Here is a 26,956-nt window from a genome sequence, read left to right as displayed (position 1 = left end):
TTTAAGGATTTATTGGTAATATATATGGTTTTTGACTGAGCTTCCCGGATTTTTTTAAGCTCTTGATTGCTGCATCAGCCTCATTTAGGGTTGGGAATGTTCCTGCTGATATCTTTAAACGGGTGCCTGGTGCATCTGTAACTATTTTTGCATCAATGCCTTTTGCCTTTAAACGCTGAACCTCGCTATTGGCCGAGCGTGATAGCCTGAAACTACTCACAATTATTTCATAACGGGTATGTTTTGCTGTATCAGCAGCTACTACCGGAGGAGTAGTGGCAAGCGGGGCTTTTTTTATGGCTGTATCTTTAGCCGGCGCCGGTACAATTTTTTTAACGGTATCAGCATTTACCTCATGCCTGTAAACAGGTACATTGGTATCGGCTTTTCCGGTTATCCGGTTATATGTTGCACCCAGCTTATCAAATGCTTCAGGGTAAAATTTGTATGCCCCAAAAACAGTCAATGCAATAGCGGTAACCGCAATTAATATAATAAGCCAAATGTTTACTTTTTTCTTTCTTCCCGTTTCTTCTTCAAAATACTGATCATGCTCATGTTCCTGCGCCTGCATCGGCTTGGTAATTAACACCGGGGCCGGTGTAGAGTCGGCATGTTCAGGGTTTGAAGATTGATGGTTTAATGTTTGCCCTTGTTTATAAATGTTTACCGGGGGATAGCCGTAAAATGCAGGGTCATCCGGTATTTTATCATTAGGCTTAAAAACAAGCTGGTCTTTATCTGTATAAAACAGACCCAGATCGGCAAAAAGATACTTGCTTGTTAACGCTTGTTCCCTTAATTTGCTTACAAATTTTTCAGCAAAATATTTGGATGATGCCAGTGATATATTTTTTTTATCGGCAACATATTGTGCAAAGGCATCATCATCTTTAGGCTGGGGCACAAATTTTACCCTGTGATATGGCGGATAAAACCTTGATTCGTTATCATTATAATATCCGTTTACACGCTCACGCACAAAGTAGCCAAGGCCGGGTATGCTCACTTCCTCATACTGCTCCAATAATTCGCTTAAATAGTCGGCTAAATTCATTTCGCTAAAAGTACGGTTTATTATAAAATATCAAAAAAGCTTAAAAACTATATCCAACACCTCCAAATATATTAAATCCGTAATCCGGATAATATAACCAGGTTTGGCTGGCGCTGTTTAAAATGTTATTTACGTGTACAAAAACCGAAAACCTGCTGGTTGCTTTATAATCAACGGCTCCGCTCAAATCAGCAAACGAATCAAGTGACGCCAGTCTTGTTGTAGTTGGCGTTGTTTGGATCAGATGCGGATCAGTTACCGAACCACGGATCAGTAATGTACCTGATACGGTGATCTTATCACTTATATTAAATACGGTGCCGCCTTTAAATAAAAATTTAGGCAGATTCCAAGCCTCGCTAACGGTTGCCATTTGGTAATCTTTAAATTCAACCCTGCCGAAAATATCTACATCTTCCGACACCTTGTAATCCAGCTCGCCGGTAAACCCGCTCACGCGCGATCTTCCTTCATCATAAATAACTTTAAACCTGTTGTATCCTTTTGTAAAATCAAAATCGCTCACAAACAGCGGCATGTTTTTAACCTCGTTACGGAAAATAGTAGCTTTAAAGCCCAGGCCCGGTGCAATAGTGCCTTTCAAACCCGCAGCAAGATCCAGTTGGTCAATAGAGTTTCTTAAGTCGATGTTTTGGCCGATGAAAGGATTGAACATCGCAAAATCACGCAGCGATGATTTGTTTACATCGCCTTTAGCTTCAACAAATACGCGTACATATTTGGGGATAACCTGCAGCTCAGCCCTTGCCGCCGGGAATATATAGAAAGCCGATTTATAACCAAACTGATCAACAATGTTAACGCCTGCATCAATTTTATAATTATCACCCTGAAATTTTATATAAGGGTTAAGCCTGATGAGGCTATTGTTGTGATCGTAAAGGCTATCCTTTTGCGTGCTCAGATCAAGCGAGGCAGCCAGTCCCGCATAAAATTGTTTAATGGTTTGATTAAAAAAGCCCGATAATACCAGGTTATTTTCCTTTGCCTGGTAAGCGTTGCTAAATGAGTAACCTTTTAATTTAAGGGCGTAGGTAAAATCATTTTCAACATCTTTATAGTTTTTGGCGAGCTCGCCTTCGGCACCTATGGTACTGAAGTGTTGTTTATCTACCTGTAAAAGAGCAGGCGCATTATACCTGTCGAACCCGTAAAAATAATTACTGTTGTAGTTATAAGTTATGCGGCCACTTATATTATTCTCTTCACCAACGCTTTTACCAAACACGCCAACTTCTTCTTTGGCTGTGTTTTGCTTGTACATGTTGCCGTTTTGTGCAAAATGTTTAAGCCATCCGCCAACCTGCAAAGCTTCATCGCGGCCATTGGCAAAATAGGCTTCGCCGTAGGTTGTTTTTAAGCTGCCAAGCCCGGCTTTTACATAATTATTGGTTGGCACAGAATCTCGCTCTGCCGGCCGTTTCATAGCATCAAGACGCTTAATGCTCGTGTTAAGCTCCAGTCTTTTATCAATGGGGATATAAGTTAAAGGCGCTTTAAACGGGGTTTTATCTTCAAGGTCGGGGTTACGGCGGATCTTAACGGCATCGGCCAGTACCGGCTTGTAAGCTGTGGTAACTACAATCTCTTCAGATAAATTGCCCTGGATAGCATCGTTCCCTTTGCCCCCTTTTTTGGTAGTATCTATAGGAACCTTAGTGGCAGCATCACCTAAACCTGCGGCACCTTTTTGCTGTGGCGATGCTGGTTTGGCAGTTTTTTTCACAACTGGTTTTGCTTTAGGCTTTACAACTGTTTTTGCTGCCGGTTTCTTAGCCTTGTGCTTTGTTTGTGCATTTGCAGGAACAAAGTATAAAGCTATTATTAAGGTAAGCAGCGTGTATATATATTTAAATTTCATTGCTTGTCTCATTTTTATTCTTTGTTATCCTGTTTCTTTTCCTCTGGTTTCTTTTCGTCCGGTTTCTTTTCCTCTGTTCCGGCCGGTTTCTGATCTGCTTTTCCACCAGAGAGCTGATCAAGCTTTTGTTTGGCTGTTGGTAATATGTCGTCGTCGCCCTTGTAGTTATCAATAACACTTTGCAGGGTTGCCTTAGCCTGGAACACATCCTTAAGCGCCTCATAATTATCGGCCAGTAAAATAAAGGTCTTGGTTACCCAGTAATCATAATTGGGAAGATCCTTCACCAGCTCGAAACAGGTTTTTTGCGATGCCTTATACTTGCCTTTCTCAAACTCAATTTCAGCAATGTTGTATTTTGCCTCGGCAGCTGCAACGGTTTTGGTGTTAGTAAGCGTATAATTAAATTCAGTTATCGCATTGGTAGTATCACCCTTTTGAAGGTAAGCCTGACCAGCGTAAAGGCCTGTTTTAAATTTATCTTCCTGGGCAGTTTTTTCGTTGCTGCGCACCAGCTTAACATAGTTTAGGGCGTCATCAGGCATTTCCATCTGTGCATAGCAAACCAGCAGGTTATTTATGGCCCAGGTATAATCTGCTTTGTATTCTGAATTTGTTTCCAGTTTTTTAAGATAAGAGATGGCCTCGTTATATTTCTTCTGGTTCATATACAGCTTGGCCATGCTTATTAACGACTGCTCAGTATAGGGACTTGTCCAGTCGTTAAGTATAACATTATAATCAACAACGGCTTCATCAAGCCTTTTCAAGTTAACCAAACTTTGCGCCCGGATAAATCTTGCCTGTTTTTCATAAATTGGTTTGGTTGGGAACTTATCATAATAAGCATTCACTGCCCCAATCGTTCCTTGCCAGTCGCCCTTTACGTATAAGTTATTGGCGGCGGTTATCATAATACTTTCCTGGTCGGCTGCTGTATAATTGGCAATAGGCGTTGTTGCTGCATAATTGATAAAGGTTTGCGCATCACCTTTGTCGGTATAGATCTTCTCAACCTGTTTAAGCGCCAGCTTGGCTTCTTCGGTTGATGAGTAATCCTTTATAACCGTTTTAAACGATTCAACAGCCAGGGAGTCATTGTCTGCATTGTAGTCAATAAGCCCAATAGTAACCAGGGCACGGGATACATAGCTGCTGGTTGGGTATTTTTTGATCATAGCCTGCAGATCACTTTTTGCCTTGTCGCCTTCATTTTTCAAAAAATAAGTGTACGCAATTTCAAATGATGCATCGTCGGCATAATCCGAGTTAGGGAAGGTGTTAAGCACATTGGTTAATGTGCTGATCTTGGCATCCGGGGCATTCTGTAAACCCTGGATCATACCACGCTGAAATAATGCGTAATCCTGGCCTGCAGTATGCTTTTCAATTATCTGGTTATAATATTCAAGCGCTTTGCTATAATTCTTCATTACAAAATAACTGTCGCCCAGGCGGGTTACAGCATCGTTTATTGTATTTGGATCCTTTTCTTCACCCTGTAAAAATTTCTGAAAATAGGTGGCTGCCTTTTTGTACTGTTCATCGCCAAAGGCTGCATAGGCCAGGGCATAATTTGCGTAATTATATACACCGGTTTCACTGGCCCCGTCAAAAGCAAGAAATTTTTCAAAATTATCAACAGATTCACCATATTTCCGCACCTCGTACATAGCTTCAGCCATCCAATAGGTGGTCATCACTTCAATTTTATTATCAACCGGGTATTTTAACGAGCGCAGAAAAATACCTATTCCGTTCTCAAAAGCACGTTCGTTATAGAATTCAAGGCCGCGATAGTAAGTAACTTTTTGGTAGGCAGCCTGCGCACTGGCAGATTTATTAGGAATGGGCTCCAGTATTTCAACAGCCTCTTTATAATTATGTGAGTTAAGTAATTCTTCGCCCAGCAGTGTTTTAACTTCGTTATTGCGGGTTGAGTTAGGATAATTTTTCAGGTACAGCCTGGTAGCATCAAGCGCCTGAGTGTTAAAATCAAGCTCGTATGATAACTTAGCATACTCGTACAAAGCATCTTCCTGTAATTGTTTATCAAAATTAAGTCTCGACGCTGCAAAAAAGGCGCTGCGTGCACTTTGCTTGTTATTCATTTTCAGGAAAACATTCCCAAGCGTATAATTACCGTTCTGACTAAAAACGTCATTTTGCTGTTGAAGCTTTTCAAGCTCACTTGCCGCTTTTCCAAAATTGCCGACCTTAAAATAGGTATAGCCCATCTGGTAACTATCCTGTGTATTTTGAGTATGGCCCTGGTCCTCTTCCTCAAAACGCCCGTAATATTTTGCCGCATTATCATAATCGGCTTTAGCAAAGTACGATGCTGCAATTATGCGCAGCATTTCAGTTTCGTGCTGCTGATGGGTGTTTTTGATAATTGGCACCGCATAATTGAGCACATCATCATAACGCTTATCTAAGAAATATACAGCGCTTATATAATAAGGATAGCTATTTTCGTACTTTTTAGAATTTTTAAGGCGCTCAAAGTTTACCAGCGCCAAATGATAATCCTTATTCAAATAAGCTATATAAGCAAAGTAATAAATTGCATCATCAGTAAATGGCGAATGCGTATTTTTTACCTCGCTGAAAAGCTGCTGGGCGTTCTTATAATCGTTGGTAGCAAAATAGGCATAACCCTTGCGGAACTTATACTCAGTGTTTTGCCTTCCGCTTAATTCATTGGCCTGCACCTTATCAAACCATCGCAGGGCATCGGTATATTTTTCCTGCCTTGAATAAGAGCGTCCTATCTGAAAGTAAGCCAGTTTTGTTAGCGGGTTTTCCGGATGTTCCTTTATAAAACGCAGGAACATGCTCTCGGCATCGTCATTTCCCAGTTCAAGAGCGCATAACGCTTCATAATACTGCGAGTTTTCTTTTATTAAAGATAACTCCGATTCAAACTTAGGCTGTGTGCTTGTTTTAACCCTCGAGGTTTCAACCAGGCGAAATTGTTCGGATGCAGCAACATACTTACCTTTACCAAACAGCTCGATAGCGGCATGATAGGTGCGGTAAATGTCAAAAGACAGGTTTTGCTGAGCGCGTGTTGTTAAAACAAAAAATATAGGTACAAGAAAAGAAACGTATTTAAGTTTTATCATAAGGAGCAAACTAACGATTCGCGAAAATAGCGAAACCTAAAAAGGTATTCCACAATAGTAATTCACATAGTGTGGAGAACATTGTTTTTAACGGATAGTAAATATTACATGGTATAGGTGTGGAAAACTTTACAAGGTGTTAAGAACGGAGGATAGCATACCCCGGCTGTTTATATGGGACAAATAATACCATAGCCTGAATAGCGTTATATTTGATAATGACCAGTTTAAATTATACTCTCAAAATTTCTTATAACTGTATTTTATTATTTGTTTTCATCGCATTTTCCGGTTTTCAATCCTCGCCAAAACAAATTGATAATATTGTTTTAGCTGATGAGCGGCTGCCGATAACGCCTAAAGAATTTTATATAGCTAAAGTAATCGATGAACGTGAAAATCGCCATGCAATTGCACTACTTATGCCTATCATAAATATTAAAGGCATACAATCTAAAGCGTATCCTGTTGATTTAAAAGGTGGAACATTCCTTGCTATTAAGCAGTTTATTAATAACAGCATCCCCCGAAATACTGCACTGCGCCCGGTAATTATCAGCCTGAAAAAGATAAACATAAGTGAAACAGCTCAGGCAGGCAACATAGTGGAGGGGCGCATAGATGTGATATTTTCTTTTGCCCTTGATAAGGGAGAGGATGATATGCTGCACCTTGCAGATTATAATGGCAAGGCGGTTTATAATAGGGATGCGGGGCAAACCCGGGATATAGAACCAACGTTGCGGCACGTATTAACAAACGGGCTGTTATATATAAATACCTGGATGAACCAACAGGCAGAAACTAATATTAAACTGGCCCGTGGCGTTAAAGTTATGTTTACTGATTATACTGAAAAGCCCGAAGGCGACAGCATTTACTATAACGTTAAGCGGCCTTTAACCTGGGCTGATTTTCAATCGAAAGTACCAAATAGTAAATATGAGGCAGAGGTATTTCCTACCCTTGGTTATGTCGAACATGCCGAAATTGTTAATGGCATAATTAATCTGCACCTTGGTATTAAAGCTTGTTTACCAAAAAGCGCCAGCTGGGCAAAGGAAGGCAGCAGGAATAATTACACCTTAAACCACGAGCAAAGACATTTTGATATAGTAAAAATAGCAGCTGAACATTTTAAGCAGACAATTAAAGCAAGGACACTTACCACGGAAAATTACAATGGGCCAATAAATGAGGAATACCTGGATGCTTACAGGGAAATGAATAATCTGCAGAAGCAATATGATGATGAAACCCACCACGGCACAAATACTACTGAACAGCAAAAATGGAATGAGCGGATTGACAAGGAACTGAAGGAACTGGGGGTGAAGCAGTAGGCAGTGAGCAGTTTTGTTAATGGGGTTAACAATATATGGTTTTGATTTGGCTTTTAACTGCCAACCGCAAACCGGCAACTGCAAACTTACTTATGCGGCTGCTAATTGTCCTTTTACAGCCGTCAGCAGATCATCAATATCAAAGGGTTTGGCTATAAACGCATCCGGAGCGCCTTTTTGATTCATTGAACCGGCCACGCTATGACTGGCAGATATTAGTATAACAGGTATATCATGGGTTGCATCTGTAGCCTTAACTGCTTTGCAAAGATCCCGTCCATCCAAACTGCCAAGCATTATATCAAGCAAAATTAAATCGGGCATATGTGCGTTTATTTTTTCAAACAAAAATCGCCCGTCGGAAAGTGTCTCTACTTCATACCCCGAATCTTCAAGAATATATTGCAAAACATCCAATATATCCTTATCGTCATCCACCGCTAATATCCGTCTCATCTTAAATTATTACTAAATAGTTTACTCATATAAAGGCATTATATTTAAGCCTGTTTAATATTATTGTATAAGTAAATACAATGTTAATTGTATTAAGTACAATTACTATACCATCTTTTTAACCAATACCGCCGGATTTTATTAACATTATATGCACTTTTGAATAATCGCGCAAAAAAACCTTTATTTATTGCATTAAGCTGTTTATAACTAAATAATTTGGCTTTTATATATTGTACTAAAATGTAGTGGATTATTAATATAATTTGATATTTATGTTCACATTTCTAAACTATTGTTCAAAAAATAGACATATTTTCTATTTAAAGGAATTTTATTAAAGCGATAGTTAAAATAAGGAGAATAATATGCGGTGAATTTTATACCTCAACAGTTGTTTCCTTTTTTATAAACACGTACGAGGCTTTTTTGCATTTAGCGCAAAAGAGTTTTTTTAGCGGAAAAAAATATGATAATCTTTTCATAAACCAGCCTCTGCGTACCTGAAAATGAAACGGACTGCCACATTTAAGACAGTTGTAATCTTCTGATTTAAATTTTCTTTTCGCCAAAATTATGAACTATTTATATCGGATAAAAATAGAATATATAAAGCAATAATGACTTATGGAAACAAGCAAAATTTAAACAGTATTAATGAAATTTAAACAAAATTAATGAAAAAAGTAACGTTTGCGTTTGCAGTAATAACAAAAGTAGCTTTTTATAGGAAGCCAAAATAAAAATGTTTTGACCAGTATGCCTCTGCTAATTCTCTCGGTCAGTTTTTTTTTACATTTTGGACAAAAATATAATCTCTTCTTATTGCGCATAGGTTTACTGTAATTATTTGATGGCGATAACATATTAAAGCATTATTTGGGGCAATCTTTTCGCTAAAAAAACAACAAAAACCGTACAATAATTATATATCTTTAAAAAAATAACAACAGGCAATAATATGAATAAGGAGTGGCTTTATTTATAATAAACTGTTAACTTTTTCTACCAGTTCGGTTAAATCAAAGGGTTTATTGATAATTGCATCGCAGCCATAAGCATATAACTCGCTGTTATTGTTAATATAGGCTGAATAGATAATTACAGGAATATTTTTAAAACGGGGGTGTGATTTAAATTGCATACACAGTTCGCCTCCATTTAAACCGGCAACGCGATAATCCAATATAACCAAATCGGGTATAAACGTTTCAGCCAAAGATACAACTGCGTCACTCCGTGAAGTGCTTTGCACCTCAAAATCCTCATACATTAGAGTTTCTTGCACTATATCCAGGATATCCTGGTTATCATCCAATACTAAAATCCGCTTTCCCATGTAACGTTAAAAATTAAAAAAGTATGGATGCAAATAAAAACTATGGATCGGCTAAAACTTACTGAGTAAATATAATCTATATTTTGTATTAATAATTAATATATTACTATAATATTAAAATTTTTACTTAAAAAGCCTCTCCAAGTCCTATTATCAGACCGCTATAACCTTTACTAAAACCATAGTCAAGGGCAACATTGGTATCAGATCTTTTATTGAATTTTATACGGAGACCGCCACCGGCTGCAGGGTTTACATAGGCAAAACGATGCGTATTTGGCTCACTGGCCGAATTAAAATTTGTAAATACTACGAAACCAAACAGTCCGTTATCGGTAATATCACGGCGATATTCTGCCTCAAAATAAAGTAAATTTTCTCCCCTGTAACGATTTTGTTCAATTCCGCGCCCCGACCGTTGATAGGGGTCATTTCCTATGCCTGGTAAGCTTAAAAAGGGCGTTCCGTCTGAGATAGCAGTCCAGTAATAACTCCACATCGCAAGTATATTTTTCTTCCTGCCGCTTTTACCTAAGGCTATGTATTTGCGAAAATCAATATACACCGATTGTGCGTTATTGTCGCTTCCCAGTAGTCCGGCATTGTGCCTGTAAATAAAACTGGCATATACACCCGGAATAGGATTGATGGAATTTTGCCTGGTATCGTACACTGCATTTACGGTAAGTCCCGATGAAAAAGAATTTCCTTCCGTTGTGCCATACTGGTATCCTGTAAAATCTTTTAGCGTAACCGCAGAGTGGCTGTTTCTTGTATTGATGTTAAAATAATAATCAAGATTATACCCTATGCCCACATAAAAATAGGGCTTTATCCGTTTAAGCACACTTTGGTAAAATCTGATATAGTTAAAATCCACCAAAAGTTTATCACCCTCGGCACGCTTGCCTCCCTGCCCCCAGGTATATTGCGGGTAAACTAAAAAGCGGGTATCGCCCTGCACATTATATGTATTATCAGGCATCCATATACTTGAATGCAGAGGCAAGCCATACCTTCCTTTTAAGTTAAAGTATGGCGCAAAAGTTACGCTTGACAGGTAAGTGGTTTTTCGGTTGCCTAAATAAAAACCGGCCGTTGTAGATGTTACAATTGCCTTAGAGCCACCAGGCAGCGATGATGATATGGGTAAAATAGAAAAATATACCTGCTTTTTTTCCGGGTTATAAGGCCTTGGTTTTAACTTTAAAATAGCTGAACCAATATCAATAAGGTCTCTTTGCCCTGTAGTATCCACCTTTACATTAGCTGTATCTGTAGGCGTTTGTGCAAAGATAAGGCAAGGCAGTAAACAATAAAAAATGGTTGTAAAAAATTTATCCATATTCTATTAAAAGAAAAAATAAAAAAAATTGTTTTGTAGCCAGTATAATAAACTGATTTACAGCTATTGCCGCACTTGCCCTATTTAGTAAAATTTAGTCTTTTAGAAAGCTGGTCACAGATTCAGAAAATTCGGTGTTCCTGATGGCAGTATTATGATTTCCGGGAACATAATTTAAGTCCGAATGTGGGATAAGTTTATTTAAACCTATTTCTGAGCCGTTTTCTTTATCGTCGCTGCCACGGATAATTAACACAGGCCTGCGCACGGCTGCCAGCTCTTTTTTGCTGGTTGATGGCTGCCATTTTTGCTGATAGGCAAGTGCAAGCTCATCAAAATGCTGTGAGCGGATATACTTTACCATATCATCAACATCATGTAATGTGGTATCGCCCATTAAAGCCTTATAAGCATGGATCCTGCGGGGCCAGTCGGGGTTGGTATAGGCATCACCCATGCCGCCCATAACCGCCTTATGCAGGCGTTTATCTAAAACTAAAAGCCGCGATGCAATGATAGAGCCGCGCGAGTAACCTACAGCATCATAATTTTTTAATTTAAGATAAGTGGCAAGACCCATAATATCTTTGGCCTCGGCATCATTTGAGTAACCGGCATCCGTGTGCGGCTTGTCTGACCGCCCGTTACCCCGCTGATCTATCAGAATAACTTTATAGCCCGCATTCAATAGATCATTATAAACGGCGCAGTTTTTCCAACCCTGCCCCGTGCCCGAAAAACCATGGATCAATATCACCGGATAACCATCACCCTTTACCTCGTAGTAAATTTTTGTACTATCAAACGAGGTATAATAATTACCTTCCGGAGCGGGCTGAGCAAACAGGTGCGCATTTAAAAATAGCAGGAAGCTCAATGTGGCTATGGCGGTTAAGCATTTCTTCATGTTGTGGTAAGTTGTGTAGGGTTGATTGAGTTGGATTAAGTGAGGGGTTGATTGAGTTATATCTTTTAATTTTAATAGATTAGGTTTATTATTGACTATTAACGTTAAAAAAAATTGCAGATTGTTAACCTAATCAACTTAATTCAACTCAATCAACCTATTCAACTACATACCATGACAATAGAAGATCTCCAAACACTTTGCAAGCAGTTTGCCGGGGTAACCGAAGACATAAAACTTGGCTCACACTTATGCTTTAATGTGGGCGGAAAATCATTCCTGTTCACCTCGCCGGATAGTGTGCCGGTTTCAGCATCATTTAAGGTACCTGCAGAGGATTTTGAGGCTATCATCTCAAAGGAGGGTTTTTCTCCGCAGGAATATGTTGCGCGCTATAAATGGGTGCATATTGACGACATCAGCAGGCTAACCCGGCAGGAATGGGAGTTTTATTTAAAGCAATCGTACAAATTGATTGCTGAGAAATTGCCAGCGAAAGTCAGGAAAGGGATTGGAGTGTAGCATTGAGTTATTAATTACAGCACTCTTAATCCTTTACCTTTAGCCATTTACTTCACTACTAATCCTCCAAAATATCAATACAATGCTTACTTAATTCTTTTAACCGGCTATCCAAAGTATTCAGTCCCTCGGTGTCTTTCATGTTTTTATAAAGCGATTTTATCTCATCAAGTGTTTCATCGCTTGGGTCGCAGGCCTGGGCCTTTTCAAGATGGGGTAAAGCTTTCCGGGCAGCTGTGTTATAATCATCGGTTAGCTTTTTTGTAACAGCCGGATCTGACGATGCATATAATTTATTCCTGATCTCCTTTGCCTGCTCAAGATATATATAGCCTAGTCCCCTGTGCACTACGTAATAATCGGGCACTGCCGCTACTACTTTGTTGTAATAAATGAGTGCTTTTTCAGGCGTATTGTTATCCTCATAAACTTTACCTATCGAAAAATAAAAGTTTATCCTGGCCTTTTCAGGTAATTTATCAGCAACAGGCAATAAGCTTTCACCAAGCTCTACTATTTTATCATTCTCACCCTGGAAACGGGCGAGGTTAAAATCTAAATATTTACTGTAAACAGAATCGGCAGATTGTGCGTTTGCTGTGAAGCACCCCAAAACAATAAATATCGATAAAAGTGTTCTTTTTAGCATAGCTGATCTTCTTGTTCAAATATAGAACCTTAACGTAATTAATTCATAGCTATTCTATAATAGCGTAAATGATTCAATTAATAAATTGTTAAAGATTTACAAATTCATAAAATAGTTTAAATTTATAGCTTAAATCTAATCATATGATCTTTAAAAATGCCATTAGCTGGTTCGAAATCCCATCGACCGACATTGACCGTGCTCAAAAATTCTATGAAGAAATTTTTGATATTAAAATGATCCCCATGGATATGCCACAATTGCAAATGCGGATGTTTCCAACTGAAAGTCCAATGAATATAGGCGGCGCCATTTGCAAAAGCGGCGATTTTTATAAACCATCGGCAGATAGCGGTCCGCTGGTGTATCTTAACGCAAATCCCGACGTACAAAACATCCTGGATAAAATAGAAGCGGCCGGCGGTACCATAGTTATTCCAAAAACAGAAATTACGCCAGAATACGGGCATATGGCAGTTTTTATGGATCCTGAAGGTAACAGGGTAGCTTTGCACTCGGTGCCGCAAGCCAAATAAACATTTTTTGATTATAGTATTGCCTTGAGATAGCGTTTGCGATATATATTTCTTAAAAGCATATAAGTGATTACATTTGCGCAACTTAAAAAATCACAATTATGCAAAAATTTTTTACTACACTTCTTGTTGTATTAGGTATTTATACAACAGCATTTTCACAAACAAAAGGCACTACAGAATTTGGGATTAACGTTGGCTATAACGCGGCAACGGTAACTACAGGCAACGGCCAAACCAACAGCGATTACAGAAGCGGGATTAACTTAGGCGTTTCAGCTGATTATTATTTTAGTGACCGGTGGAGCATTAAAGGGAAATTAATTTATGATCAAAAAGGCTGGAGCAACGGTTTTATTGATGATGGCAGCGGGGCTATTACTACAGATTATAAGTTGGATTACCTGACGATCCCGGTAATGGCAAACTGGCATTTTGGACACACAAGGAACTGGTATTTAAACTTTGGCCCTTATGTTGGTATTTTACTAAATGCAAAAGAGACTGCTACCAGCACAGATTTGAAAGAGTTTTTTAACACTGCTGATATTGGCCTTGACGTAGGGATAGGTATTAAATTTCCGATTTCGGATAGAGCCAAATTTTTTATAGAGCTTAACGGCCAAGGCGCCGCCACCGATTTAGTTAAAAATAATGAAGGTTCAGCTATAAGAAATAGCGTATCCAGCGTTAATATTGGGTTTAATTTTTAAGCAGGAATAATTTTATTTTTTCAGTTAAATATAATCAGGTCCCTACAACTGGGTCCTGATTTTTTTTGAATATAGATTTAAGAATAGCAATCACCTTATATTTTCATTAAATTTGTTTTAATAAAAAATGAATTATGGTACTGGTATTAAAAAAAGGCGCCACTAAAAAGGATATTGAAGCTATAGAAAAGATTCTTTATAAAGAAAAATCTACAGGCGGCTTTAATGCAAAAAAGTATAATGGAATCATGAATTTGAAACAGGATCCACTTACTATTCAAAAAGAATTGAGAGATGAATGGGAAAGAGATATTAGTTGATACTAATATAATTTTATATCTGCTGGATGGAAGTGATACGTTAGAAGAAGTTTTGCAAGGCAAAAATATCTATATTTCATTTATTACTGAGCTCGAACTGATAAGTTTTAAAGGCATTACTGAAAGGCAGGAAAAACAAATTACCGAGCTTTTAAGCGATTGTTCAATTATTCAAATGAACAAGCTTATTAAAGAAAAATACATTGAGTTAAGGAAAAAATATCGTTTAAAATTAGCCGATGCCGTCATTGCCGCTTCGTCAATTATATTCGACATGCCATTAATTACTGCAGATAGTGATTTTAAAAAGATAGATAAGTTAAAATTAATTACATATCTGCAAAGTGCTAAACTTGCTGATCCTAAATCGGATCAATAATCCTTCTTCATCTTCACAATTCCCAAAACTTCACCATCCGGCAAGAGCGCATCTATCCTTTCAATAGCCGTATAACCCATAACCGTATATAACGGAACGCCTGGCAAAGTAGCGCCAAGTTCAAAGTTGGTAAAACCAGCACTTACTGCTGCTGCCTCACAAACATTAATGATCTGTCTGCCCATCCCCTGCCTTGCATAATCCGGGTGTACAAAAAACGCCCTGATCCTTGCAGCATCATGTTTAGGGTCTAACAACGGGTCCTCAATTCCTTTATGCTGATCGCCGCCATAAAGGGTATTGCGCTTGCTCCATCCACCGCAACCAACTATTGTTCCATCTGTTTCGGCTATGTAATAAGTACCGTCAATTATCAGTTGCGTATCAACACCAAAAATATATTTAATGGCACTTTCAATTTGGTTTGGGGTATAATATTCCGCGCTCAATCCGCGGACGGAAACGGCTATCAATTCATTGAGTTGCGGGATGTCTTTTAAATTGGCAAGACGGGTAGTTACTGGCATCGGGTAAGATTTACTACTGGTAGATCTGCAAATTTACTACTTTCAACTTCAAAAAATCCGAAATCCAAAATCCAAAATTTCTCACATCTCATATCTCAAATCTCCCGTCAAAATCCTATCTTTGCCCATGCAAGAAAAAATCCTCATTCTTGACTTTGGCTCGCAGTTCACCCAACTCATTGCGCGCCGTGTCAGGGAGCTCAACATTTACTGCGAGATCCACCCCTTTAATCATTTTCCAGAAGTTGACAGCAGTGTAAAAGGTATTATCCTTTCGGGAAGTCCATATTCTGTACGGCAGGAAAACCCGCCGACTTTTGATTTTGAAAAATTTCATGGTACGCTGCCTATTTTAGGCGTTTGTTATGGGGCGCAATATATGGCCCATTTTCATGGCGGCGAGGTATTGCCTTCGAGCACCCGCGAATATGGCCGTGCCAACCTGCAATATATTAATGATACCAACCCGCTTTTCCGCATGATATTACCGGGTTCGCAGGTATGGATGTCGCACGCAGATACGATCGCCATTGTTGGCCAAAACTTTGAAGTGATCGCCAGTACTGATACCGTAAAGGTTGCTGCATACCAGGTTACCGGCACACAAACTTACGGCATCCAGTTTCACCCCGAGGTAACCCATAGCTCAGACGGTAAGCAATTGCTGTTTAATTTTTTGGTTGATATTTGCGGTTGTAAACAAGACTGGACGCCTGATTCATTTGTAGAAACTACCATAGCTGCTCTTAAAGAAAAGCTTGGCAATGATAAAGTTGTGCTCGGTCTTTCAGGAGGTGTAGATTCATCGGTTGCGGCGGTGTTGCTGCACCATGCCATCGGCAAAAACCTGCATTGCATATTTGTCGATAATGGTTTGCTGCGTAAAGACGAGTACCAATCTGTACTGGATTCGTACCAGCACATGGGCTTAAATATAAAAGGAATTGATGCCAAACAGCGTTTTTATGATGCGCTGGCTGGTTTAACCGATCCTGAGAAAAAACGTAAAGCTATTGGCAGGGTATTCATCGAGGTTTTTGATGATGCCGCACATGAGGTACAGGATGTAAAATGGCTTGGCCAGGGTACTATTTATCCTGATGTTATTGAATCAGTATCAGTAAAAGGACCATCAGCTACTATCAAATCGCACCATAACGTTGGCGGACTGCCGGATTTTATGAAACTAAAGGTTGTTGAACCGCTAAATACCCTGTTTAAAGACGAAGTTAGGCGTGTTGGCAAGGCATTGGGCATAGATCCGAATATTTTAGGTCGCCATCCATTCCCGGGTCCGGGGCTGGCTATCAGGATCTTAGGTGAGGTTACACCAGAGAAAGTTGCTATTTTACAGGAGGCAGATGCGATTTATATCAACAATTTGAAGGCTGGCGGTGTTTATGATAAAGTTTGGCAGGCCGGTTCTATATTTTTGCCGGTACAGTCGGTAGGTGTTATGGGAGATGAACGAACTTACGAGAACGTGATCTGCCTGCGCGCCGTTGAATCATTAGACGGAATGACGGCCGATTGGTGTCACCTGCCTTATGACCTGCTGGCTAAGATCAGTAACGAGATCATTAACAATGTAAAGGGTATAAACCGCGTAGTATATGATATCAGTTCAAAACCACCGGCCACAATTGAGTGGGAATAAGTGGTTAACGTTTTTATTTATTGCGCTTATAGCTGCGGCATGTTCACCAAAGGTGCGACCCGTAGCTGTACAGCCTAAAAAAAATGAACCCGGAAAAGCCGCAGTTAAAACCGAGCCGCAAAACGGAATTAAGGCAACATCAAAAGTATCAACTATTGCTTTGCTGCTGCCTTTTGGTTTGGATCATTTGCGTCCCGGCTCTCCGTATACTTCGGTTACCTTAAAAGAAGCTGATATTTCGCTTGATTACTACAGGGGGTTTAAACTGGCGCTTGATTCGCTTACCGGCCAGGGATATAACTACAAGCTGCAGGTTTTTGACTCGAAGGGCGAAAATGCACAGGCACACAGCCTTGGCTTGAATCCGGCTGTACGCAGCAGCGACCTTATTGTGGGCCCTGTATTCCCTGATGATATAAAGGCTTTTACAGGTGCTTATCCTAATGCCGGCCAACCAATAATTTCGCCGTTATCACCGGCATCACCGGCAAGCATTAAAAGCCAGGGATTAGTTACCATGATGCCTCCCCTTGAATACCATGCCTGGGGGGCTGCAAAATATGTTTACGATAAGATAAAACCTAAAAAGGTATTTGTCCTTAAATCGGGCTATAGTGAAGAAAACGATTACATTACCTCGTTTAAAAAAGCTATTGACAGCTTAAGCAAAAAGCATACACAGGTTATTTATTTAACGGTTATTCATGGTCAGCTAAATTCGCTTATGCCCCAGCTTTCATCAACAAGCGAAAATGTTTTTATAATACCCGCAACTAACCAGCACTTTTTGAACGTTACCCTGCGGGCTTTGGATACCTTAAGCAAGGTTTACCAGGTTACCGTTTTTGGCCACCCCAACTGGGTAAATTTATCCTTTTTAAAGGCAGACCTGCTACAGCGACTCAATACACATATTACATCTTCAGACCGGATAGATTACAAAGCAGCAAATACAGTTACCTTTATAACTGATTACAGAAGTGAGTATAATGCCGAACCCACTGCTTATGCTTTTAAAGGTTTTGATGAGGGCTTGTACTTAGGGCAGCTGCTGGCCAATGGCGATCTTAAAAATTTGTCGGGCAAAGATTATGAGGGGCTACACAATAATTTCCATTTTCAGAAAAAAGTGGGCCTTGGCTGGATAAATACGCATATAAACATTTATAAATACAGTAATTTTGAATTGAAAAAGGTAGAATGAAGGCAATAAATCAGCTTAAAACGTTTCAGCGTATTTTGGATGAGTATCCGGCAGAAACGCCCCTAAGTAAATTTTTACCAGGCTTCTATCGTCAAAATAAACAAATGGGCTCAACCGACAGGCGCATTGCCAGCCGGTTGTTATATAATTATTTCCGCCTGGGCAGGGCGCTCCCCAATATACCCGCCGATGAACGGCTGTTTGTTGCCGAGTTTTTATGCAATACACAGCTAAACTCATTCCTGCAGCATTTTAAACCCGAGTGGGCAGTTTGCATAGGTTTTACTATGGCTGAGAAACTTGCAATGGTAAAAACAGCACATCCGGATTTTAGTTTGGATGATGTGTTCCCGTGGACCAGCCAGTTATCCGCAGGAATTAATAAAGAAGCTTTTTTAAGATCATTTTTTATCCAGCCCGATCTGTTTATCCGCGTACATAAAGGCTATGAAACACAGGTAAAAGTGGCACTGGCAGCCGCCGACATAGTTTTTAAAGATGAGGGCAACAATTGCATCTCCCTGCCAAACGGAACGCGCCTGGAGGCTATCTTCCCTAACCTGCATTGGTTTGAGGTGCAGGACTTTTCATCACAGCAAACCGCTCAATTTTTTAAGCCCAATAAGTGGGATGCCTGGTGGGATGCATGTGCCGCGTCAGGCGGTAAATCTCTGTTGTTGCATGATCTTGAACCAAACTTAAAACTCGTGGTATCAGATATCCGCGAATCTATATTAGCTAATTTGGATGAACGCTTCCAGCAGGCGGGCCTCACCAAATACCAGAAAAAGCTGCTCGATCTTACCCAAAACAACGACCTGATATTGCATGACTATGAGTTTGCCGGCATTATCCTCGATGCCCCATGCAGCGGTTCAGGCACCTGGGGAAGAACACCGGAGATGATCAGCCAGTTTGAGACTTACAATATTGAATTTTTTCAGAAACTGCAGCAAAGCATAGTACGCAACGTGGTTAAATACCTAAAGCCAGGCAAGCCGCTTATTTATATTACGTGCTCGGCTTTTAAGGCAGAAAATGAGGATGTGGTTGATTTTATTGTGAAGGAGTTGGGGTTAAAATTAGAGGAAAGCAAGGTATTAAAGGGATATGAGGGGAAGGCGGATACTATGTTTGTGGCGAGGTTGGTTGCGCCGACATTTAAAGCGTACACTCTTGAATAGACGACGTAACATGGATTATACCGAAATATTAAAAATTGTCGAGAACAATTTAGATCCTAAGTATGACTATGTGATTGACGAAATTAAAGTACAAATTAGCAGCGGATCAACTGGTGGGGAAATCGGATCGTTAGTTGGAGCCTATCTAAAATCATTAAGAGATCAACATCATCCCGCTTACTTGTTGATAAAAGAAGAGGTCGATTCTTATCTTTCATCATTTACATTTAAATGAGGTTATGGGCTCATTTTCAAATCTCCAAATCAACTCATCTTCAAATTACAAATGCGTATTACTCCTAAACAATTTTATCGCGATAGCCAACAAAATTATTCCAAAAGATTTTCTCAGGATACTTAAACCTACCGGGCCCAATAGTCTTTCAATCCATTTGACATTTTTGAGGACGAGATAAACAAACAAGGTATTTATTACTATGCCTACAATGATGTTTTGGGTTTGATATTGCGATTTTAGTGAGAGCAGCGTGGTCATGGTACCGGCGCCTGCTATAAGCGGGAATGCAAGGGGTACTATGGATGCTGATTGCGGGATCTCTTCTTTAAAAAAGTCAACACCTAATACCATTTCCATAGCTATAATAAATATCACCAGTGAACCTGCTATCGCAAATGAGGAAATATCCAGGCCGATCACCCCAAGCAGCTCATCGCCAACAAACAAAAAAACAACCATTAAAACCAGTACGGCAAGGCTTGCCTTTTCTGATTCGATATGCCCTACCCGCTGGCGTACCTGGATAATTACGGGGATAGCGCCCAGGATGTCAATGATGGCAAACAGGATCATGGTTACCGACAGGATCTCTCTGAAAATTAGTGGATGCATAGACTTAGGATTTTATTCTTTTCTTTTTAACCGGAAACTCAATATAAACGCAACTAAAATATAAAATGAAGATAAGAAGAAAACACTATGAATGGAAATAACTGTAACCAGCCCGGCAGTTAACGGGCCGATGGTTTGCCCTATTGATGCGTATGACTGGTTTATGCCCAATATTTTGCCCTGTTCGGATTTATCCGCATTATCGGCAATGATGGCGTTGAGCATGGGGTTCCGCAGTCCGTTGAACAGGGCATAAATACACATGCAAATGGCATATGGCATAAATGACGAAGTAAAGCCCGACAGCAGCATTGCCCCAAAGCATAAAATAGTTGAAAATAGTAATATAACCGACTTTGAGGAAAACAGTTTTGTAAACAGCGGCACACACAGCTGCATAATTATGCCGCATAAACCAAATCCTGCTAAAAACAACCCTATCTGCGTTGGTGTAATTTTTAAAACATCTACACTAAAGGTTTGAAAGCCAATAACCATGGTAAATTGGGCCATGGTAAGCAAAAACCCAATAAAAACTGCTGTGCCAATTGTTTGCCGTTTTAAGGTGGTTACCAGGGTAATAAATTTGAACTTGTCGTTATGGTTTGCCCTTGTTTTTTTATTGGTATGATTGGTTTCCTTCAGAAAAAACATGGCGCAGAGCGTACCTATTAATGAGATGCATGCAGCAAAAAAGAAAGGCGCCTGCGGACTAAGGTTTGTAAACACACCGCCCACAAATGGCCCTATCACATACCCGAAAGCTAATGACGATCCTAAGATGCCAAAACGCCTGGCCCTGTTTTGCGGGGTTGCAGTATCGGCTACCATTGCCTGGGCTACGGATACGTTGCCGCCTGTTAAGCCATCCAGGATGCGCGCAGCGAAAAGAACAAGTAAGCTGCGGGCTTCTGCAAACATCAAAAAAGAAATACAGGTACCTGCAAGGCTGATCACCAGTAACGGCTTGCGGCCCCATTTATCAGAAAGTGAGCCCAGAACCGGGGTGGCAAAAAACTGGGCAATTGAAAACGAGGCAGTTAATATACCAAGAGTTGTCCCCGTTAGTCCGAAGGTTTTACCGTAAGTATAAAGAACCGGCACAATAATGCCAAAACCCAGGGAATTAATGATGCAGACAAATACTAAGATCCAAAGATTTTTATCGGCTTTCATTAATCAGCTGAGAGATATGTATTAAAACTTCAAGGTAACAAAAAAGGTTCTGATAAATCAGAACCCTTTCAATACTATGGTTAAATTATTCAACGAATCAGGACTATAAGTATTACACTTAAAGATCCGTTTAATTCAAATTATTTTTTTTCAAAGTCAGAAGCTTTTGGCAATATATCGGCTGCGCTGCCAAGTTTGCTGTTGTTTTTGCTGTAGGTGAAATAGATTATTAAACCAAGCACCATCCATCCTAACGCGCTTAATTGAGTTTCGTGGGGTAAGCTAACTATCATACCTCCGCAAACAATAATACCCAATATAGGTACAAGGGGGACTAACGGTGTTTTAAATGGCCTGATCAGATCAGGTTGTTTTTTGCGAAGGATCATTACGCCAATGCACACAACCACAAATGCAAACAAGGTACCGATTGAAGTAAGGTCACCGGCAACACTTTCAGGTAAAAACGCTGCGAATAATCCAACAAAAACAAATAATATCAAATTGCTTTTATAAGGTGTGCTGTATTTTGGATGCAGGTCAGAGAATATTTTTGGCAGCAAACCGTCGGTTGACATGGTATAGAAAACCCTTGATTGCCCTAAAAGCATTACCAGTATCACTGATGAAAAACCCATCAATATAGCAACGGTTACCAGGGTAGACAGCCATGCGTAATGCTGCATATAAGTACTGATAGCATAAGCTACCGATGCTTCTTTACCTGCGTGCATAAAATCCTGGTAGGGAGCAACACCTGTTAGCACCCATGAAAACAGGATGTAAAGAACGGTGCAAATAACCAATGAGCCCAAAATTCCAACCGGCATATCTTTTTTAGGATTTTTTGCTTCCTGTGCAGCAGTTGAAACGGCATCAAAACCAATAAATGCAAAGAACACGATGCCGGCACCCCTGATTACGCCGCCCCAGCCATGCCTGAAAAAATCGGTGTAGGAATATAGCGTACCATCAGGCAATTTTGCCGCAGGTGCATTGTCGGGAATCATATAAGGCGTATGATTGGCAGGGTTGATAAACTGCCAGCCTATTGCGATAAATACCAGAACAATAGAAACTTTTATAATTACAATAATAGTATTTACAGTTGCTGACTCCTGTGTACCTTTTATCAATAACAATGACAATAAAAGCAAAATAACTAATGCAGGTAAATTAATAACGCCATGATGGCTAATGCCACTTGCATCCAGAGCGGACTCCATAGGTGAGTGGCACCACTCGTACGGTATTCGATGCCCGAGCAGGTTATTTGCGTATTCACTCCAGCTTATTGATACTGTGGCCGCGCCAAGGGCGTACTCCAATATTAGTGCCCATCCAATTATCCAGGCTACAATTTCGCCCATGGTGGCATATGCGTAAGTATAAGCACTACCCGCAATAGGAATAATTGAGGCAAACTCGGCATAGCACAAGCCCGCAAAAGCGCAACCAATTGCTGCAATAATAAATGAAATGGTTACGGCAGGTCCGGCAAAGCCTCCTGCGGCGGCAGCCGTTCTAACAAAAAGGCCTGCGCCAATAATGGCTCCAATACCCAAAGCAACTAAATTGCCTGCGCCCAGCGTCCGTTTAAGGGTTGACCCTCCTTCTTCCGGCGTGGCCATCAATTGTTCCAGAGATTTTTTTACAAATAACTTCATTTTTTAAATAGTAAGATCAGTTTAATTACTCGAAATCAGTTTCCCCAAACGTACTTAAATTTATTGAAAACGTAAAGTGCCGAATGTAACAATGGAAGAGGTGATTATTTCAGAATAAAGTGGGGGATCAGGCTTGTTTGTTAACCGTTCAGCAACCTATTTTTGACCATGATTGTTGATGGAAATTCAATCCTAACAATATAAGCTTTCTAATTCTCTCTTAACATCATTTCAATCCCTGTTTGCAATTTTACCAGTAATGAAACCTTGGTCATGCTTTATTACTTCCTCCATTTAAAGGTTGCCAGGTTTAGAAATCATAGCAATCATGGTTCAAACAACAGCCAGCAACCCTTCAATATCCAGCCGTTTAGTAAACATGGTAAGCTCACCGTTTTCATCATGCGGCCAAAGCTCACGGGGCTTGTCCCAGTACAGCTCAACGCCGTTACCATCAGGGTCATCCAAATAAATAGCCTCTGATACACCATGATCTGATGCCCCCGTTATAGGGTATTTGGCATCTATTATCCGTTGTAATATAACCGCAAGGTCTTTCCGTTCGGGATACAAAATAGCCGTATGGAATAAACCCGGAGCATATTCAGGTGCAGGCGGCGCGCCTTTACTTTGCCAGGTATTTAAACCTATATGATGATGATACCCACCTGCAGATATAAACGCAGCCTGATCGCCATACATCATCATCTTTTCGAAGCCCAACAGGCCGCTATAAAAATCCAATGACTTTTGCAGATCACTTACCTTTAAATGCACATGGCCTATGCGGGTTTGGGCAGGTATTTTATAATCTTCCATTTTAATTAAATGTTTAAACATCAAATTTACAGACAATTCTGATCTTCTTTTGTTTAATGATTGTAAAATCAATTTCTATAAAGATAATTTATTCCTGTCTCATATCTCATATCTCCCATCTCAAATCTAAAAAAGCTACCTTTGTTGTATGATCGTAAAATCAGCCGAATTTATTTGCAGCAACACCCAGATCTCCAAGCTGCCGCCTCCGGTAAAGGCGGAGTATGCTTTTATCGGGCGGTCAAACGTAGGTAAGTCATCATTAATAAATATGCTGGCCGGCAAAAAGGGCTTGGCAAAAACCTCGCAAACACCCGGTAAAACACAGTTGATAAACCATTTCCTGATAAACGATAGCTGGTATATTGTCGATCTGCCGGGCTATGGTTATGCAAGAGCATCAAAAAGCAAAAAAGCCGACTGGAGCAAGTTTATACATACCTATTTAGATAAGCGCGAAAGCCTGCAATGCGTACTGGTATTGATTGACAGTCGCCTTGAACCTCAAAAAATAGACATTGAATTTTGTAACTGGCTTGGCGAAAAAGGCTTGTCGTTTGTATTGGCATTTACCAAGGCCGATAAACAATCATCAATAAAAACAGATCAGAATATCGCTAAGTTCCGCAAGGCCCTTTTAGCTACTTTTGAGGAAGTGCCGAAACATTTTTTAACATCTGCCGAAACACAGCTTGGGCATGATGAGGTTTTAGCTTTCATCAGCCAGATAAACCAGCAATTTACAATACCTGAAATAAACTTTTAACAAAAACTGACACTATGAAACGTACAGCACATGCCCATTGGAATGGCACTTTAACCGAAGGTAAGGGAGAAATTACCACCCAAAGTACCACACTAAACAACACACAGTATTCATTTAAAACCCGTTTCCAGGACGGAGTTGGCACAAACCCGGAAGAGTTGATTGCAGCAGCACATGCAGGCTGTTTCACTATGGCCGTAGGTGCGGCCCTAAGCCAGGCAGGCTTTACCCCTAATGATTTAAGCACCGATGCGGTTTTAGACCTGGATATGCAGGCCCTTTCTATTACCGGTATTATTTTGAACTTAACAGGAGCAATAATTGAAGGCGTAAGCGAAGAACAATTTAAAACAATCGCCGAAGGTGCAAAAGCAAACTGCATTGTTTCAAAGGCGTTGAGTGTGCCTATTACTTTGAATGTCTCTTACGAGTAGAGACTAGAGACAGAGGTAGAGATTAGTTAAAGGTTGTAATGTTAAATTTTTAATTGTTTCCTAACTAATCTTTAACCTCTGATCACTATAATCAACTTATTAAAAGAGCAGAATAATATCTGCTCTTTTTGTTTATATATCATTGATAATCAGGTTTAATAATAATTATTATTAATTTTATATATTGATAATATTATTAACCAATTTAAACCCTTTATTTATGAAAAAAGTTCTATTAGCGCTATTGGTGCTGGGAGTAACAGCATATAGCAGTTTTGCACAAACAAGCAAATCAGAAAGCGGTAAATTTAGTATTGGTGTTGATGCGGGTATACCAACGGGTAGTGCAAGTGATTTTTACAATTTTGGCATTGGCGGTTCAATTAAATATGATTTGCCAATAGCAACAAGCACCTTTTTTACCATATCTGCCGGTTATACTGCCCTGCTTGTAAAAAGTGAGTTTAAAAATGCCGGCTTTAAATCATCCAATGGTTTTATACCAGTAAAGGCAGGATTAAAATACTATTTTAACGGAGAGGGATTTTTTGGAGAAGGACAGATAGGTGCAGCATTTTCAACAGAAAGCGGCGGCGGAACAGCATTTCTTTATGCACCGGGCATTGGTTATACTTTTGATAGTGGCTTTGAAGCAGGCATTCGGTACGAAGGCTGGTCGCATGATGGTACAATTGGCCAGGTAGCATTACGTTTGGCTTACTATTTTAAATAATTTATTGGTTTTAAATGTTGTAGGGTTTTAAGGACATCTAATTTGCCGCAACTACAACATAATTTAATTTTAAATATAGAGCAGATTAACATCTGCTCTTTTTATTTGTATATATTATTGAGAGAGATTAGTGATCGGAGGTTAGAGATCGGTTAAAGATTAGTTTTCCTTTCTGTTTACTTGCCCTCGAGCTAAAATACTTAACCTCTGGTCACTAACCTCTAATCTCATCCCCGAATAGCAAGCCGCTTTGGCAACCGCATCCTGTTTATCCTTATCAGCTCAATAGTTATAACAGGCTTGCTGGAGAGCATTTTGGGCAAAACAGTAATATTGAGTTTTAGGTAGATATGTTAACAGGCACTTATCTCACTATTTTAAAAATTCTATCACAACGGGTGCAATCACCTTCATTGATGCGGAATGATCTTGTCCTTTCAGTATTTTAAGTGTGCTGTTAGGCATCACTTCTGCCAGTTTTTGAACGCTATGCTGCAACATAACCTGGCTTTTATCACCGCCCGAAAGCAATACAGGTATTTTTATAGATGCCGCTTTTTCAAAAGGGAACCTAAAGTTATCCAAAATGGCAATATCATACGGCGTTGTATGGGCTATAGCCTTTAGCTTTTTCCATACAGGTAAAAGCCGCATAATAAAAACAACTATTGCCGGGATACCTATAAGATCCTTCAGAAAGAATTTTACCGCATCGCTCCGTTTGTCTGCCGCTATCATGGTTTTTAGTTGCTCCTCTGCATCTGCCGGTATTATTTTATCATTCCCGGTATAGTAAGGCGGTTCATACAAGGCAAGTTTGGTAATGTTAAGACCGGCCGCCGTTGCAGAAAGCGCAAGGGCAGCGCCAGATGAATGACCAAAAACATAAGCCGCCCCACCAGTCACATTGATTAATGCATCAAGGTCTTCTATTTCCCGTTCTACCGCATAAGGCTTTGTATCGCCGCTTTCATTCCTTCCACGCCTGTCATAACTTATCACATCAAAATGTTGCGCAAACAGGGGAACGCCTTCAATTGACGGTCCCATTATACTGCTGCAAAAAGCACCGTCAACCATTATAAGCGGGTGCCCCGCACCTGCCCGGTTATAAGTTATAACAGTTCCGTCTTTTGAATTTACTTTTTCCATGCTTAAATTTATCAGGATAAATGTACCATCTGAATCATAAACAAAACGGGTGCATATATGCCAAAATAAGGGGGTGAAAAACATTTTTTTAAGTCGATAGTCCATAGCCTGGATTGATCTGTAAATTTCTTCCTGATAGCAATAAAGACTGACTTTTGACTTGGAACTAAAGACTTACATTATTTTTATTTACCCTTTATTAATCCGGTGA

At 39.8% G+C, this 26,956-nt stretch carries 27 protein-coding genes; 13 read left to right on the top strand and 14 right to left on the bottom strand.

Going from position 1 to position 26,956, the window contains the following annotated elements; all coding sequences use genetic code 11:
* Window position 1 precedes the first annotated feature (1 nt).
* The 3 genes from JWQ54_RS09790 to JWQ54_RS09780 are packed head-to-tail and all read right to left on the bottom strand — an operon-like array spanning window position 2 to window position 6,067.
* On the bottom strand, window positions 2–1,057 hold the full coding sequence (locus tag JWQ54_RS09790) for an SPOR domain-containing protein (RefSeq protein WP_299583782.1): 1,056 nt from the start codon (window positions 1,055–1,057) through the stop codon (window positions 2–4).
* 40 nt (window positions 1,058–1,097) lie between these two features.
* Window positions 1,098–2,939 carry a hypothetical protein gene (locus tag JWQ54_RS09785; RefSeq protein ID WP_299583779.1) on the bottom strand — a complete coding sequence of 614 codons (1,842 nt, stop codon included), beginning with the start codon at window positions 2,937–2,939 and terminating at the stop codon, window positions 1,098–1,100.
* A gap of 14 nt (window positions 2,940–2,953) precedes the next feature.
* A complete protein-coding gene (locus JWQ54_RS09780; RefSeq protein WP_299583776.1) occupies window positions 2,954–6,067 on the bottom strand; it encodes a tetratricopeptide repeat protein in 3,114 nt (1,037 codons plus the stop codon).
* 218 nt (window positions 6,068–6,285) lie between these two features.
* On the opposite strand from JWQ54_RS09780, the gene JWQ54_RS09775 reads away from it, so the two are divergent.
* Window positions 6,286–7,410, top strand: a complete 1,125-nt coding sequence (locus tag JWQ54_RS09775; protein ID WP_299583773.1) for a hypothetical protein — start codon at window positions 6,286–6,288, stop codon at window positions 7,408–7,410.
* Window positions 7,411–7,500: 90 nt separating this feature from the next.
* Here the strand turns inward: JWQ54_RS09775 and JWQ54_RS09770 are convergent, their stop codons facing one another.
* From JWQ54_RS09770 to JWQ54_RS09755, 4 genes are all read right to left on the bottom strand, one after another.
* On the bottom strand, window positions 7,501–7,866 hold the full coding sequence (locus JWQ54_RS09770) for a response regulator (RefSeq protein ID WP_299583770.1): 366 nt from the start codon (window positions 7,864–7,866) through the stop codon (window positions 7,501–7,503).
* Between the two features lie 982 nt (window positions 7,867–8,848).
* Window positions 8,849–9,205 carry a response regulator gene (locus JWQ54_RS09765; protein WP_299583767.1) on the bottom strand — a complete coding sequence of 119 codons (357 nt, stop codon included), beginning with the start codon at window positions 9,203–9,205 and terminating at the stop codon, window positions 8,849–8,851.
* Window positions 9,206–9,332: 127 nt separating this feature from the next.
* Entirely contained in the window at window positions 9,333–10,550 is a 1,218-nt protein-coding gene (locus JWQ54_RS09760; protein WP_299583764.1) for a BamA/TamA family outer membrane protein, read from the bottom strand.
* A gap of 94 nt (window positions 10,551–10,644) precedes the next feature.
* On the bottom strand, window positions 10,645–11,457 hold the full coding sequence (locus tag JWQ54_RS09755) for an alpha/beta hydrolase (protein ID WP_299583761.1): 813 nt from the start codon (window positions 11,455–11,457) through the stop codon (window positions 10,645–10,647).
* A gap of 174 nt (window positions 11,458–11,631) precedes the next feature.
* On the opposite strand from JWQ54_RS09755, the gene JWQ54_RS09750 reads away from it, so the two are divergent.
* The gene (locus JWQ54_RS09750) at window positions 11,632–11,979 is read left to right on the top strand and encodes an MmcQ/YjbR family DNA-binding protein (protein WP_299583759.1); all 348 of its coding nucleotides are present in this window, start codon (window positions 11,632–11,634) and stop codon (window positions 11,977–11,979) included.
* Between the two features lie 58 nt (window positions 11,980–12,037).
* Here the strand turns inward: JWQ54_RS09750 and JWQ54_RS09745 are convergent, their stop codons facing one another.
* Window positions 12,038–12,628 (bottom strand): hypothetical protein, encoded by a 591-nt coding sequence (locus JWQ54_RS09745; protein WP_299583756.1) that lies wholly within the window; start codon window positions 12,626–12,628, stop codon window positions 12,038–12,040.
* A 143-nt stretch (window positions 12,629–12,771) separates the two neighbouring features.
* On the opposite strand from JWQ54_RS09745, the gene JWQ54_RS09740 reads away from it, so the two are divergent.
* The 4 genes from JWQ54_RS09740 (at window position 12,772) to JWQ54_RS09725 (ending at window position 14,576) form a co-directional block, all read left to right on the top strand.
* Window positions 12,772–13,164, top strand: coding sequence for a VOC family protein (locus tag JWQ54_RS09740; RefSeq protein WP_299583754.1), 393 nt, complete (start codon window positions 12,772–12,774; stop codon window positions 13,162–13,164).
* A 101-nt stretch (window positions 13,165–13,265) separates the two neighbouring features.
* Window positions 13,266–13,877, top strand: a complete 612-nt coding sequence (locus JWQ54_RS09735; RefSeq protein ID WP_299583752.1) for a porin family protein — start codon at window positions 13,266–13,268, stop codon at window positions 13,875–13,877.
* A 134-nt stretch (window positions 13,878–14,011) separates the two neighbouring features.
* Window positions 14,012–14,197: a hypothetical protein gene (locus JWQ54_RS09730; RefSeq protein WP_299583749.1), complete on the top strand. Its 186-nt coding sequence runs from the start codon at window positions 14,012–14,014 to the stop codon at window positions 14,195–14,197.
* Window positions 14,172–14,576 (top strand): type II toxin-antitoxin system VapC family toxin, encoded by a 405-nt coding sequence (locus JWQ54_RS09725; RefSeq protein ID WP_299583746.1) that lies wholly within the window; start codon window positions 14,172–14,174, stop codon window positions 14,574–14,576. Before JWQ54_RS09730 ends, JWQ54_RS09725 begins: the two co-directional genes overlap by 26 nt.
* Here the strand turns inward: JWQ54_RS09725 and JWQ54_RS09720 are convergent.
* The gene (locus tag JWQ54_RS09720; protein WP_299583743.1) at window positions 14,570–15,103 is read right to left on the bottom strand and encodes a GNAT family N-acetyltransferase; all 534 of its coding nucleotides are present in this window, start codon (window positions 15,101–15,103) and stop codon (window positions 14,570–14,572) included. The genes JWQ54_RS09725 and JWQ54_RS09720 overlap by 7 nt on opposite strands.
* 127 nt (window positions 15,104–15,230) lie before the next feature.
* Here JWQ54_RS09720 and guaA point away from each other — a divergent pair, with 127 nt between their 5' ends.
* From guaA to JWQ54_RS09700, 4 genes are read left to right on the top strand one after another with little or no spacing between them, the layout of a single operon-like run.
* Window positions 15,231–16,760, top strand: coding sequence for a glutamine-hydrolyzing GMP synthase (gene guaA, locus JWQ54_RS09715; protein ID WP_299583740.1), 1,530 nt, complete (start codon window positions 15,231–15,233; stop codon window positions 16,758–16,760).
* Window positions 16,717–17,964, top strand: a complete 1,248-nt coding sequence (locus JWQ54_RS09710) for a hypothetical protein (RefSeq protein WP_299583737.1) — start codon at window positions 16,717–16,719, stop codon at window positions 17,962–17,964. Before guaA ends, JWQ54_RS09710 begins: the two co-directional genes overlap by 44 nt.
* A complete protein-coding gene (locus JWQ54_RS09705; protein WP_299583734.1) occupies window positions 17,961–19,148 on the top strand; it encodes an RsmB/NOP family class I SAM-dependent RNA methyltransferase in 1,188 nt (395 codons plus the stop codon). The genes JWQ54_RS09710 and JWQ54_RS09705 overlap by 4 nt, the downstream gene beginning before the upstream one ends.
* Before the next feature lie 10 nt (window positions 19,149–19,158).
* Window positions 19,159–19,383, top strand: a complete 225-nt coding sequence (locus JWQ54_RS09700; protein WP_299583731.1) for a hypothetical protein — start codon at window positions 19,159–19,161, stop codon at window positions 19,381–19,383.
* Between the two features lie 45 nt (window positions 19,384–19,428).
* Here JWQ54_RS09700 and JWQ54_RS09695 read toward each other — a convergent pair whose 3' ends face one another.
* The 4 genes from JWQ54_RS09695 to JWQ54_RS09680 all read right to left on the bottom strand — a co-directional run bounded on the left by JWQ54_RS09695 (window position 19,429) and on the right by JWQ54_RS09680 (window position 23,660).
* Window positions 19,429–19,998 carry a MarC family protein gene (locus JWQ54_RS09695; RefSeq protein ID WP_299583729.1) on the bottom strand — a complete coding sequence of 190 codons (570 nt, stop codon included), beginning with the start codon at window positions 19,996–19,998 and terminating at the stop codon, window positions 19,429–19,431.
* A 12-nt stretch (window positions 19,999–20,010) separates the two neighbouring features.
* Window positions 20,011–21,174, bottom strand: a complete 1,164-nt coding sequence (locus tag JWQ54_RS09690; RefSeq protein ID WP_299583726.1) for an MFS transporter — start codon at window positions 21,172–21,174, stop codon at window positions 20,011–20,013.
* A 140-nt stretch (window positions 21,175–21,314) separates the two neighbouring features.
* Window positions 21,315–22,841, bottom strand: coding sequence for an amino acid permease (locus tag JWQ54_RS09685; protein ID WP_299583723.1), 1,527 nt, complete (start codon window positions 22,839–22,841; stop codon window positions 21,315–21,317).
* Window positions 22,842–23,174: 333 nt separating this feature from the next.
* Window positions 23,175–23,660 carry a VOC family protein gene (locus tag JWQ54_RS09680; RefSeq protein ID WP_299583721.1) on the bottom strand — a complete coding sequence of 162 codons (486 nt, stop codon included), beginning with the start codon at window positions 23,658–23,660 and terminating at the stop codon, window positions 23,175–23,177.
* 148 nt (window positions 23,661–23,808) lie between these two features.
* Here JWQ54_RS09680 and yihA point away from each other — a divergent pair, with 148 nt between their 5' ends.
* From yihA to JWQ54_RS09665, 3 genes are all read left to right on the top strand, one after another.
* Window positions 23,809–24,426 (top strand): ribosome biogenesis GTP-binding protein YihA/YsxC, encoded by a 618-nt coding sequence (yihA, locus tag JWQ54_RS09675; protein ID WP_299583718.1) that lies wholly within the window; start codon window positions 23,809–23,811, stop codon window positions 24,424–24,426.
* A 14-nt stretch (window positions 24,427–24,440) separates the two neighbouring features.
* Window positions 24,441–24,860: an OsmC family protein gene (locus JWQ54_RS09670; protein WP_299583715.1), complete on the top strand. Its 420-nt coding sequence runs from the start codon at window positions 24,441–24,443 to the stop codon at window positions 24,858–24,860.
* A gap of 220 nt (window positions 24,861–25,080) precedes the next feature.
* Window positions 25,081–25,593, top strand: coding sequence for a hypothetical protein (locus tag JWQ54_RS09665; protein ID WP_299583712.1), 513 nt, complete (start codon window positions 25,081–25,083; stop codon window positions 25,591–25,593).
* A gap of 372 nt (window positions 25,594–25,965) precedes the next feature.
* Here the strand turns inward: JWQ54_RS09665 and JWQ54_RS09660 are convergent, their stop codons facing one another.
* The gene (locus JWQ54_RS09660; protein ID WP_299583709.1) at window positions 25,966–26,829 is read right to left on the bottom strand and encodes an alpha/beta hydrolase; all 864 of its coding nucleotides are present in this window, start codon (window positions 26,827–26,829) and stop codon (window positions 25,966–25,968) included.
* Between the last annotated feature and the right edge of the window lie 127 nt (window positions 26,830–26,956).

Origin of the sequence: Mucilaginibacter sp., assembly GCF_028288225.1 — a bacterium.
Lineage (GTDB): Bacteria > Bacteroidota > Bacteroidia > Sphingobacteriales > Sphingobacteriaceae > Mucilaginibacter.
Note: the sequence above shows the minus strand (reverse complement) of the source record. Positions and strands in the feature narration are given on the sequence as shown.